This window comes from Spongiactinospora gelatinilytica, from assembly GCF_003236385.1.
In the GTDB taxonomy this organism is placed as follows: domain Bacteria; phylum Actinomycetota; class Actinomycetes; order Streptosporangiales; family Streptosporangiaceae; genus Spongiactinospora; species Spongiactinospora gelatinilytica.
The window spans coordinates 1-10,441 of sequence record NZ_POUA01000281.1; the positions used below are offsets into that span (position 1 = coordinate 1).

Consider the following 10,441-nt stretch of genomic DNA (forward strand, 5'->3'; position numbering starts at 1 on the left):
GGGCCGAATCGCGGGGCGGGCCGCCGTTCTTGACCAGGACGGCGAAGGCGACGTCGCCGCGGTAGCCGATGAACCAGGCGTCGGCCCGGCCGCCCGGGCCGGGGCGGGTGCCGCCCGTGTGGCCGGCCGAGCCCTTGGCCAGGCGGCGTTGCGCGGCCTCGGCCCGCAACATCGCGCGCAGGCCGGACAGCACGTCACGGGGCACCGGCACGTTTTTCGGCCGTACCTTGTCCAGGGCCCGCGCGGTCCGCGCGGCGGTGAGCCGGGGCGGGTGCCAGGTGCCGTTCCGCACCGCTGCCGCGACCAGTGCCATGCACAGCGGCGTGGCGCGTACCGTGCCGTGCCCGATCGCGTCGTACGGCAGGCGGCGAGCCTCGCCGGGGGGCGTGCCGCAGGTGCCCCGCACCCCCGAACCGAGCCTGCGCCCGAACCCGAGCGCCGCGGCCTGGGCGGCGAGCCTGCCGCCGCCCAGCCGGTCCACGGCCTGCCGGGCGAACGCCGTGTCGCAGGACAGCGCCAGCGCCTTGGCCAGTGAGACCGTGCCGTACGCGGTCCGGCCCGGGTTGGCGATCCGGCGGGTTCCCTTCGGCGTGAAGTCGCGCGGGCAGGCGACCTCGCTCTGCGGTGTCAGCCCGGCCGACAGCAGCGCGGCGGCGGTCACCACCTGGAAGGCCCCGCCCGGCTGCGACGCCTCCTCGAACGCGGCCCGCCGCAGCCGCTCACCGCCCCCGCGCGCGGCGGGCTCCAGGCGGTCGGCGACGGCCAGGACCTCCCCGGTGCCGGGCCGTACCGCGACGATCGCGGCGGCCTGCCGTACACCGTCCAGCGCCCGCGCCGCCGCCGCCTGCACCGGGCGCGACAGTGTGGTGCGGACCTTGCGCTTCGCCGCCGGCTGGTAGGTGACCAGCCGGCGGGCCTGACCGGCGCGTTCGGCCTCGATCGCCCAGCCGGTGACCGGCTCGCCGAGCCTGCCGCCCAGCTCGGCGAGGTACGGCTCGGCGGCGTGGTCCTTCGGCATGGTCTCGCCGGTCCGGGTCAGCAGCTCGGTGGAGGGCACCTTGATCTCGGTGAGCCGCAGCGACCCGCCGTCCCGCAGCGCGGGATGCAGCACCTCCGGCCCCCAGAGCACCTTCCAGCGCCGGTCGTGGACCGCCAGCCGCAGCGTGCCCGAGAACGGCCACGGCCCGAGGTCGCGAATCCGCCGGGTCCCCTTGAACGCGAGCCGCGCGGCCTCCTCTCCGTCCCGCGTCAGCGTCTTCGCCTCCACGGTGAGCGAGGCGACCCGGAGGCCGACGTCCAAGCGCCGGTGCCGTTCGGCGAAGTCGGCGGGCGGGTCCGCCACCAGGCCGCGCATCGCGCCCAGGTCACCGGCCCGCCAGGCGGCCAGGTAGGCGCGGGCCACTTCGTCCGGGGCGCCGCTGACGGGCATCAGCCGCGGGTACAGCGCGACCACGCCGGCCCCGCCCAGCACGGCGAGCACGACGGTCAGCAGTACGAGCAGCCTCTTCATCGGCATACGGTTTCTTCCGAGGGCCTTGTCCCCCAGCGGTATACCAGAACGAACACGGCAAAAAGGACCCAATCATGAAAGATCCGGCATGATGGCCCGGCGCGTCCCCCGCGAGCCCGAGCCGGGTCGTTACGCGGTGTCCTACGGCGAGGTCGAACTCCTCCGCGACCTGGACCGGCCCAGCGGCTGGGTGTTGACCTGTGACGGGGTCCCGCAGTCCTACGTCGATCTGGACGACCCGCTCTATCTCGACTTCGAGTACGTCAGGCTGATGGCCGACGTGATCGACCTGCTCGCGGAAGGGCCGCTGGACGCCGTCCACATCGGCGGCGGCGCGTGTACGATCCCCCGCTATGTCGCCGCCTCCCGGCCCGGGTCCCGGCAGATCGTCGCCGAACGCGACGCCGCGCTGATCCAGCTCGTCCGCGACCAGCTGCGGCTCAAGTCGGTGCCTCGCCTGAAGGTGCGGATCGACGACGGGCGGGCCGCGATCGGCGGCATCTGGGACGACTCGGCCGACCTCGTGGTGCTCGACGCGTTCACCGGCGCGGTGATGCCGATCGAACTGGCCACCGTGGAGTACCTCGGCGACATCGCCCGCGTGCTGCGCCACCGGGGGACGCTGCTGGTCAACCTGGCCGACGGCAAGGGCCTCGCGTTCGCCCGCAGGTTCGCCGCGACCGTGTGCGAGGCCTTCCGGCACGTGGTGCTGCTGGCCGAGCCGGGGGTGATGCGCGGGCGCAGGTTCGGCAACCTGATCCTCGCCGCCTCGCGGGTCGAACTCCCGGTGGCCGGTCTCACCCGGCGCGCGGCGGGCGGCCTCACCCAGGCCCGGTGCGTCCACGGCGAGGATCTGACCCGCTTCGTGGCCGGAGCCGCGCCGATCAGGGACGGCCAGCCGGTGCTCGCGCCGGTGCCGCCGCCCGAGGTCTTCGGCTCCTAGCCGCCCGCCACATCAGCGCCGGGTATCGGCCGGTCACACCCCGCGTAAAACGCCGACGGCGTGCGGCCCGATCGGGTATCGCCATTTCGATGCTTTTCCAATCGATCGCTAAATGCGGGTAGCGGTGTCGAATTTCGGATGATGGCTGTGATATCGGTCACATTGTATTAAGGGGCCGGTCAAATCCTCTCCGGGTGGTGACTCACCCCTGCTGACCTGTGATGGTGTGGAAATGTGACCTGATTTCCGGATAGGTCTACATCGACGCGGCCCTCTCCGGGCCGCCACCACTTCACCACGAGGAGGGGGAAAGCGAATGTCGGCACCGCCATTCGAACCACCGCTCATGAGGTACCCGCCGATCCAGCGGACCCCGAATGTCAGAAAATGGCAACAGCAGATGCGGAACCGCGGCTGGCATATCGTCGTCGACGGTGACTACGGGCAGGAGAGCAAGCGCCTGTGCGCCAACTTCCAGATGGAACACCGTCTGGAAATCGACGGCATCGTCGGTCCCATCACCTGGGAGGCCACCTGGGAGGCGCACAGCACGCAGCCCAAGCCCCCGCCTGACCGCGTCCTGAAGAAGGGCGACATGGACAACCCGTTCGTGCGCCAGTGGCAGCGGCAGGTGAACAACCGCGGCTGGCCGGACCTCGCGGTAGACGGCGACTTCGGCCCCAAGACCGAGCAGGCCTGCAGGGAACTCCAGGAGTTCAAGGGACTGCCGGTGACCGGCCAGATCGATCGGCACACCTGGGACGAGGCCTGGCTGGAGAAGGCCCCGGTGGGAGCGGCCGCCTGAGGCACGCCACCGAGATCCCGGGCCGGCGCCCATCAGGGGCGCCGGCCCCCGTCCGCCCAAGGGCCAAGGGGCGGGCGTCATCCACTCGTGACCCGGCGGTGCGGAGCGACGTACGCGCAGATGTGCCGAAGCGGCGGTATCCAACGTTCGGTTGATGATCGGGGTGCAGCTCCAGCAGACCCGGTTGCCGGAGAACCTGAAGGTGTGGGAGGCGATCGACCTGTACGCGTCCTTCTACGCCGCCCCCCGTGACTGGCGGGAGCCGCTGGAGGAATGGGGGCTGGCCGACAAGCGCAACGTCCGGTTCGGGAAGCTGTCGGGCGGTCAGCAGCAGCGGTTGTTCATCGCGCTGGCGCTGGTGGGCAATCCGCGGGTGGCGTTCCTGGACGAGCTCACCACGGGCCTGGACCCCCAGGCCCGCCGTACCACCTGGGAACTGATCAAGCGCGTGCGCGCCGGCGGGGTGACGGTGGTGCTGGTCAGCCACTTCATGGACGAGGTCGAGGAGCTGTGCGACCGCGTCGCCGTGCTGAACCGCGGCGAGGTCGTGGCGATCGACAGCCCCGCCGAACTGGTCGGCGGCGAGCACCAGATGCGGTTCACGCTGATGTCCGGGGACATGATCGACCTGGCGCGGCTTCCTGGGGTGATCGGCGTGTCCCGGGAGGGAGACCGGGTGGTCGTCACGGGCAGGGGCGACTTCGCCACAGCGGTCACCGCGCATCTGGCCCGCCACCAGGTCCTTGTCAGCGACCTCCGCATCGACAAGCGCACGTTGGAAGACGCGTTCACCGCCCTGCCCGGCCGGTCCTTCGGCTGAAGGGATAGATCGATCATGATGAAGCTCGCCCTTGCCGAGACCAAGCCGCTGACCCGAGAGCCCGGGGCGATGTTCTCTCTGCTCATCCCGCTGTTCATCCTGGTGGTGTTCGGGTGGCGCTGATCGGCGTGCTGTGCATGCAGAGCGGGTGGTGCGCGAGCTTCTTCGGCATCACCGGATATATCCACTCCTGGCAATACCTGAAGGGGAAGTGGAGGTTCGCCGGGGTGACGGCCATCGCGGCGATCAGTGTCGCGGCGAGTCCGAGCCCGGCGCGGGCACCGCGATCTCCGCCAGCGTCCCGGCGGTGGCCCGTGGCTGACGCCCCGATCCGGCTGCTGATCGCCGACGATCACCCCATCGTCCGTGACGGCATTCGTGGCATGTTCACCGGCGACCCGGCCTTCGAGGTGCTCGGCGAGGCCGCGGACGGCGCTCAGGCGGTCGAGCTAGCGCGGGCGCTGAACCCCGATGTGATCCTCATGCATCTCCGCATGCCCAGGATGGACGGCGTCGCGGCGATCAAGGAACTCGCCCGGCTCGGCATCGCCGCCCGCGTCCTCGTCCTCACCACCTACGACACCGACCGGGACGTGCTGCCCGCCATCGAGGCCGGGGCCACCGGCTACCTCCTCAAGGACACCGGCCGTGACGAACTCGCCCAGGCCGTGCGCACGGCGGCGCGCGGCGAGGCCGTACTCTCCCCATCGGTCGCCACCCGCCTGCTCGGCCAGGTCCGCGCCCCCGCCGACCCACTGAGCGCCCGGGAGCTGGAGATCCTCCGCCTCATCGCCGAGGGCGCCACCAACCGGGAGGCCGCCGCACGCTGTTCATCAGCGAGGCGGTCAAGAGCCACGTCCTGCACATCTACGGCAAGCTCGGCGTCAACGACCGCGCGGCCGCCGTCGCCACCGCCTTCCGACGAGGACTGCTCGTCCTGGACGACGACCGCTGACACCAGAAAATCTGTAGTCGTCACGGTAGACATCCGCGCCGGACGGGGTAGTGTTTCTGACATCGCAAGGGACGCATCCACGAGGGCAGCCCAGAACGAGCACCATGACGAACTGCCCGGACGAACGTGGACGGTGAGACGGTAAGACAGAGGCGGCAGGTCGGTGGACACGCCGCCGTTGCACGAAAGCGACACACGTAGTCCGACTGTGTCGATGTGCGAAGAAAACCGGAAGGGAGTGTTGAACGCCATCAGGATCGCCCGTCGCAGGCAGTACGGCGCCGCACGGGTACCGCAGCTCCACGAACAGGACGGTGGTCTACGGTCACGCTTATGCGATCCCCGCACCCCCGCATCTGGCGGCTGGCGCGGAACAAGTGAACCGGTCAACAGGACCGGTCGATGGTGTTGAACCTCTGGGCCCCGGCGCATAATGGCGCCGGGGCCCCTGTTCGCATGTGGGAAGGTTGAATGAATCAAACAGCACCGGCACCGGCCGCCGGCTCCAGGCGAGAGCGGCCCCGCCACACCCTTGCGAAATCGGCCGACAACCCGGCCCCCTCGGGCGACAGCCCCGAACGGCGGCTCGATGATGAGGACTACCCCGCTTACAGCATGGGCCGGGCCGCCGAGATCCTCGGCGTCACCCCGGCGTTCCTGCGCAGCCTCGGCGCCGCCAAGCTGATCGAGCCGCTGCGCTCGGAGGGCGGCCACCGCCGCTTCTCCCGCTACCAGCTACGCCTGGCCTCCCGCGCCCGCGAACTCGTCGACCAGGGCACCCCGCTGGAAGCGGCCTGCCGCATCATCATCTTGGAAGACCAGCTCGCCGAGGCCCTGCGCATCAACGAAGAACTACGCCGGCGCGACTGACCGCTCCTGACCCCGGCCCTGCCGGGGTCACCAGGACCGGCCGCGAAACCGTCCTCGCGCTGGTGGTGGACTTGCCCGGCGCGACCTTCCACGGCTCGATGGGCGTCGGCGTGCTGGAGCGTGAGGCATGCGAGGCCGGGGTGTGATACAGTGAAGTCAGTTGCAGTTTGGTACCCATAAGAGCTTGTGTGCACCTGACGGTATGTGACCTCAGGTGCATTTTTGTTTGCCGGTCCCTCCGGGTGGGCCTATTACGGCGACGCGGAATTCGCAAGGTGCGGATTCCGGCTTCACCTCTCAAGAGGAGATCGACATGGCTAATGGCACTGTGAAGTGGTTCAACGCGGAAAAGGGCTTCGGCTTCATCGAGCAGGACGGCGGCGGCGCCGACGTCTTCGCCCACTACTCCAACATCGTCTCTCAGGGCGGCTACCGCGAGCTGCGCGAGGGACAGAAGGTGGCCTTCGACGTCACCCAGGGCCAGAAGGGCCCTCAGGCCGAGAACATCGTTCCCGCCTGACGAACGTCTTGCCACGAACCAGGCTCGTACCCTCATGGGTGCGAGCCTGGCTTTTTTGCCGGGGCGTGTTCGTCAGGAGTGGATCGCGCGGATCTCCGTCACCGTGAACTCCTGGACGATGTGCCGGTTCTGGAGCAGGAATCCGGCCACACCCGCCACCGCCTCCGCGCCCGAACCGGCCCGCGTCTGGCCGCTCAGCAGGTAGATCAAAGGCGTCGAGGGCTGGTCGAGGGTGAAACGGCGGCCGTGACGATGCACATCCTGGAGCGCCCTGATCGGAATCGGTCCGGGGATGGTGAACCACACCGCGACGTCCCACAGCGGCAATGCCGGATCGGCGTCGGCCGATGCCTGGTAGCAGGTGACGCAGCCCCGCCCGGCGAGGCGATCGTGCGGGCAGGTCCAGCGGAGGACGTCGGCCGGGCTCAGTGGGCGGCCGGTCAGGATCGCCGACTCCATCACATGGCTCCGGGGCGGCCGCGGCCGGTCTGGAGGGAAGGAAGCGCTGGCGATGATCGGCATCCTTTCGCGCCCGCTGGTCGGTACCAAGTCTATCGGTAGGCTGCACCGATCCTCCGTAGCGGGCAAGGCGACCGTGTCGTCTCACCGTTCGCCGCGCTCAGCATGACCCCTGCGCCGAGCAATACCGGGCCGGCCCGAGGAGGTTCAGGGATGCAGGGCAGAGTCGGCGGGGCCTACCGGGGTAGTGGGCACTGCCCGGTGTCGATCGGAGGGTAGCCGAATATCTTCCTACTCATGGGCTCGTCGGCCGTAAATTTTCCGCATATGGTCGTATGTACCCGGGAATCATAAGGATCGCCGCCAAGGCGTGCTTCTGGAGGGGACATGGATCTACGCGACCGGCTATCCCGCCACCTGCTCACCGACGGGTTCCACCTGGAACCCGACCTCGACCGCAGCCAGGGCTCCTGGCTGCACGACGGCCGGACCGGCCGGCGGTTCCTCGACTTCTACACGTTCTTCGCCTCCGCGCCGCTCGGGATCAACCCCTTCGACGACGATCCGGAGTTCCTCGCGCTGCTCGGCAAGGTCGCGGCCAACAAGCCGGCCAACTCCGACCTCTACACCACCTACCTGGCCGACTTCGCCGACACCTTCGCCCGCGTGCTGGGCGACCCGGAGTTGCCGCACCTGTTCTTCGTCGAGGGGGGCGCGCTCGCCGTGGAGAACGCGCTCAAGACCGCCTTCGACTGGAAGAGCAGGCACAACGAGGCGCACGGGCGCTCACCCGCGCTCGGTACCAAGGTGCTGCACCTCACCCGCGCCTTCCACGGGCGCAGCGGCTACACCCTCTCGCTCACCAACACCGACCCGGTCAAGACCGAGCGGTTCCCCACCTTCGACTGGCCGCGCATCGAGGTGCCCGCGACCAACCTGTACCGGGACGCCCCCGGCGGGGTGGAGGCCGCCGAGCAGCGGGCGCTGGCCCAGGCGCGGGCCGCGTTCGAGGCCCACCCGCACGACATCGCCTGCTTCATCGCCGAGCCCATCCAGGGCGAGGGCGGCGACAACCACATGCGGGCCGAGTTCCTGCGCGCGATGCAGGACCTCTGCCATCAGCACGACGCGCTGTTCGTGCTCGACGAGGTGCAGACCGGGGCGGGCCTCACCGGCACGCCGTGGGCCTACCAGCAGCTCGGCCTCGCCCCCGACATCGTGGCCTTCGCCAAGAAGATCCAGGTCGGCGGGATCATGGCGGGCCGCAGGGTGGACGAGGTGACGGGGAACGTCTTCCAGATCAGCGGGCGGATCAACTCCACCTGGGGCGGCGGGCTGATCGACATGGTCAGGTCGCGGCGCATGCTGGAGATCATCGAGCGGGACGGCCTCATCCAGCGCGCCGCCGAACTCGGCGAACGCCTGCTGGCCGGCCTGCACAAGATCCAGGCCGACCGCCCCGACCTGGTCTCGGCGGCCCGTGGGCGCGGCCTGATGTGCGCCTTCGACCTGCCCGGCACCGAGACCAGGAACACCGTGCTGGCCCGCGTGCGCGACGAGGGCGGCGTCCTGCTGCTCCCCTGCGGGGAGCGCTCGCTGCGCCTGCGCCCGGCGCTGTCGGTCACCGCGGCCGAGATCGAGCGGGGCCTGACCGCGATCTCCGGCGTCGTGGCGACCCACCCCTCCTGAAGGGGCGTCACGCCACCGGGACCGTGGTCGTCAGGATCGCTCCTCGCTGGACCTGGTACCGCGCCACAGGCCGATCGCGGTGCCCCGGGAGTCCACCCCGAGCTTGGCGTAGATGCGGTTGACGTGGTTCTTGACCGTTTTCTCGCTCAGGAACAGCCGCTGGGCGATCTCACCGTTGGAGTGACCGGTCGCGATCAGCTCCATGACCTCTGTCTCACGCTTGCTCAAACCCGCGACGAGCCGCACGTCGGCACGTTCGGCTCCGAAAGCGGGGTCTTCGACTCTCATCCGGCCTCCGGTGGCTCATCGGTCGCCGCGGCCCCCGCCCTTCCGGCGTATTAGTTGACAGCGAGCATAACTCCCAATATCAAACTTTGGGGGCGAAGTCGGTCAGGTAGCCCAAAAAACATTGGCGGCCGGTCCATCGGACCGGCCGCCATGGGGGTGAGCGATGGGACTTGAACCCACGACATCCAGGACCACAACCTGGCGCTCTGCCAACTGAGCTACGCCCACCATGTACGCCGCGGCGGGATCAGGCCCGCCGCGAAGGCACGCTAGAAGTGTAGCGGTTTTTCCCGGCGTTTCGTCCCGCCCGTTCCGGCGCGCCCGCACGGGCCTCCCGGAGGCGGTCGCCGGCCGGGAGCGGCGATCAGCGGGACATGATGATCTCGGCCGCCTCGCGGGCGGTGCTGGAGTCGGGCCCGGGCTGCGGGACGAACACGGCGGCCCGGTAGTAGCGCAGCTCACGGATGCTCTCGGTGATGTCGGCCAAAGCCCGGTGGCCGCCCTGCTTCTCCGGTGAGGCGAAGTAGACCCGTGGATACCAGCGCCGGACCAGTTCCTTGACCGAGGAGACGTCGATCATGCGATAGTGCAGGTACGCGTCCACCGCGGGCATGTCGCGCACCAGGAACGACCGGTCCGTCGCGATCGAGTTGCCGCACAGCGGAGCCCGTTTGGGCTCGGGAACGTGCCCCTTGATGTAGTCGAGCACCATGGTCTCCGCCTCGGCCAGCGTCACGCCCCCGCCCAGCTCCGGCAGCAGGCCGGAGGCGGTGTGCATCTCGCGCACGATCTCCGACATCTGCTCGACAGCCTCGGGCGGGGGTTTGATGACCACGTTGACGCCCTCGTCAAGCTGGTTGAGCTCGCTGTCGGTGACGACACAGGCCACCTCGACGAGCGCGTCACGGCCGAGGTTGAGCCCGGTCATCTCACAGTCGATCCAGACCAGCAGCTCACTCATAGAGACAGACTAGTGCCCCCATTCAGGAGATCTTGAGCGAGTCGAGGACGTTCTTCACAACCGATGTGTCCAGGTTGTCCGGAATAGAGGTGTAGAGCAGGGACGGCGGGCCGCCGTTCTCCCGATCCACCAGCACCAGCGCGCCGCGTTCCTTCTTCCACTTCCAGCCCTGCGTCTTGGACTGCTCGGAGAAGTCCAGCTCGAACTCCAGCACCCAGCCCTGCTTGCCGCCGACCTCCATGGCCTCGCTGCGGATGACCTTCGTCTTGTGCGGGGGCTCGTAGAAGTTCTGGTGGAAGTACTGCCAGAGGGTTTCGGCCGAGAGCTTGAGCGTCGCCGGGCCCTGGTAGGGGAAGTCCTTGTGCAGCACGCCCGCGTAGATGTTGCCGACCCAGTCCTTGCTGGCCTCGTAGCCCTTGTGCGACATCGCCTGGATGCCGCTGGACCACTTCTGTGCGTTGGGGTTGTCGGGGTTGTTGAGCTGCTCGGGGACCGTCCAGTCGGAGCCCTCGGGCACCTTGTAGGTGAATCCGGAGCCGGGATCGACGATCTCGCCGTTCTGCGGCCGAGGCAGCTCCTCGGAGCTGGCGGTGGGGCTGGGCGAGGGCGGCGGGCTCGGCG

At 69.3% G+C, this 10,441-nt stretch carries 10 protein-coding genes, 1 tRNA gene and 2 pseudogenes; 7 read left to right on the plus strand and 6 right to left on the minus strand.

Annotated elements, in window-relative coordinates; all coding sequences use genetic code 11:
- On the minus strand, nucleotides 1-1,510 hold a 1,510-nt coding region (locus C1I98_RS27980; protein ID WP_158558210.1), incomplete at its 3' end, for a penicillin-binding transpeptidase domain-containing protein.
- A gap of 91 nt (nucleotides 1,511-1,601) precedes the next feature.
- On the opposite strand from C1I98_RS27980, the gene C1I98_RS27985 reads away from it, so the two are divergent.
- The 6 genes and pseudogenes from C1I98_RS27985 to C1I98_RS28015 all read left to right on the plus strand — a co-directional run bounded on the left by C1I98_RS27985 (nucleotide 1,602) and on the right by C1I98_RS28015 (nucleotide 6,423).
- Nucleotides 1,602-2,453 (plus strand): spermidine synthase, encoded by an 852-nt coding sequence (locus C1I98_RS27985; RefSeq protein ID WP_111170411.1) that lies wholly within the window; start codon nucleotides 1,602-1,604, stop codon nucleotides 2,451-2,453.
- 346 nt (nucleotides 2,454-2,799) lie between these two features.
- The gene (locus tag C1I98_RS41775) at nucleotides 2,800-3,258 is read left to right on the plus strand and encodes a peptidoglycan-binding domain-containing protein (protein ID WP_267898082.1); all 459 of its coding nucleotides are present in this window, start codon (nucleotides 2,800-2,802) and stop codon (nucleotides 3,256-3,258) included.
- Nucleotides 3,259-3,406: 148 nt separating this feature from the next.
- Nucleotides 3,407-4,078: pseudogene (locus C1I98_RS27995) on the plus strand (ABC transporter ATP-binding protein); the annotation flags it as partial.
- A gap of 314 nt (nucleotides 4,079-4,392) precedes the next feature.
- Nucleotides 4,393-5,033 (plus strand): annotated as a pseudogene (locus C1I98_RS28005) (response regulator).
- 615 nt (nucleotides 5,034-5,648) lie between these two features.
- Nucleotides 5,649-5,903, plus strand: coding sequence for a MerR family transcriptional regulator (locus tag C1I98_RS46380; RefSeq protein WP_438672114.1), 255 nt, complete (start codon nucleotides 5,649-5,651; stop codon nucleotides 5,901-5,903).
- A gap of 313 nt (nucleotides 5,904-6,216) precedes the next feature.
- Nucleotides 6,217-6,423, plus strand: coding sequence for a cold-shock protein (locus tag C1I98_RS28015; RefSeq protein WP_111170406.1), 207 nt, complete (start codon nucleotides 6,217-6,219; stop codon nucleotides 6,421-6,423).
- Nucleotides 6,424-6,495: 72 nt separating this feature from the next.
- On the opposite strand, the gene C1I98_RS28020 is transcribed toward C1I98_RS28015, so the two are convergent.
- Nucleotides 6,496-6,882, minus strand: coding sequence for a hypothetical protein (locus C1I98_RS28020; protein ID WP_111170407.1), 387 nt, complete (start codon nucleotides 6,880-6,882; stop codon nucleotides 6,496-6,498).
- 387 nt (nucleotides 6,883-7,269) lie between these two features.
- Between C1I98_RS28020 and lat the strand changes: the two genes are divergently transcribed.
- Nucleotides 7,270-8,571, plus strand: a complete 1,302-nt coding sequence (gene lat / locus C1I98_RS28025; RefSeq protein ID WP_111170408.1) for an L-lysine 6-transaminase — start codon at nucleotides 7,270-7,272, stop codon at nucleotides 8,569-8,571.
- A gap of 30 nt (nucleotides 8,572-8,601) precedes the next feature.
- Here the strand turns inward: lat and C1I98_RS28030 are convergent, their stop codons facing one another.
- The 4 genes from C1I98_RS28030 to C1I98_RS41780 form a co-directional block, all read right to left on the minus strand.
- A complete protein-coding gene (locus tag C1I98_RS28030) occupies nucleotides 8,602-8,859 on the minus strand; it encodes a helix-turn-helix domain-containing protein (RefSeq protein ID WP_111170409.1) in 258 nt (85 codons plus the stop codon).
- A gap of 151 nt (nucleotides 8,860-9,010) precedes the next feature.
- A tRNA-His gene (locus C1I98_RS28035) sits at nucleotides 9,011-9,088 on the minus strand.
- Between the two features lie 135 nt (nucleotides 9,089-9,223).
- Nucleotides 9,224-9,820, minus strand: coding sequence for an oligoribonuclease (gene orn / locus C1I98_RS28040; protein ID WP_111170410.1), 597 nt, complete (start codon nucleotides 9,818-9,820; stop codon nucleotides 9,224-9,226).
- 22 nt (nucleotides 9,821-9,842) lie between these two features.
- Nucleotides 9,843-10,441: hypothetical protein (locus C1I98_RS41780; protein ID WP_158558212.1), on the minus strand; the 599-nt coding region annotated here is incomplete at its 5' end.

What these genes read in the sequence shown, in the direction of transcription:
- C1I98_RS27985 (WP_111170411.1), top strand. Translation starts at nt 1,602, where the DNA reads ATGGCCCGGCGCGTCCCCCGCGAGCCCGAGCCGGGTCGTTACGCGGTG.
- C1I98_RS41775 (WP_267898082.1), top strand. Translation starts at nt 2,800, where the DNA reads ATGAGGTACCCGCCGATCCAGCGGACCCCGAATGTCAGAAAATGGCAA.
- C1I98_RS46380 (WP_438672114.1), top strand. Translation starts at nt 5,649, where the DNA reads ATGGGCCGGGCCGCCGAGATCCTCGGCGTCACCCCGGCGTTCCTGCGC.
- C1I98_RS28015 (WP_111170406.1), top strand. Translation starts at nt 6,217, where the DNA reads ATGGCTAATGGCACTGTGAAGTGGTTCAACGCGGAAAAGGGCTTCGGC.
- C1I98_RS28020 (WP_111170407.1), bottom strand. Translation starts at nt 6,882, where the DNA reads ATGGAGTCGGCGATCCTGACCGGCCGCCCACTGAGCCCGGCCGACGTC.
- lat (WP_111170408.1), top strand. Translation starts at nt 7,270, where the DNA reads ATGGATCTACGCGACCGGCTATCCCGCCACCTGCTCACCGACGGGTTC.
- C1I98_RS28030 (WP_111170409.1), bottom strand. Translation starts at nt 8,859, where the DNA reads ATGAGAGTCGAAGACCCCGCTTTCGGAGCCGAACGTGCCGACGTGCGG.
- orn (WP_111170410.1), bottom strand. Translation starts at nt 9,820, where the DNA reads ATGAGTGAGCTGCTGGTCTGGATCGACTGTGAGATGACCGGGCTCAAC.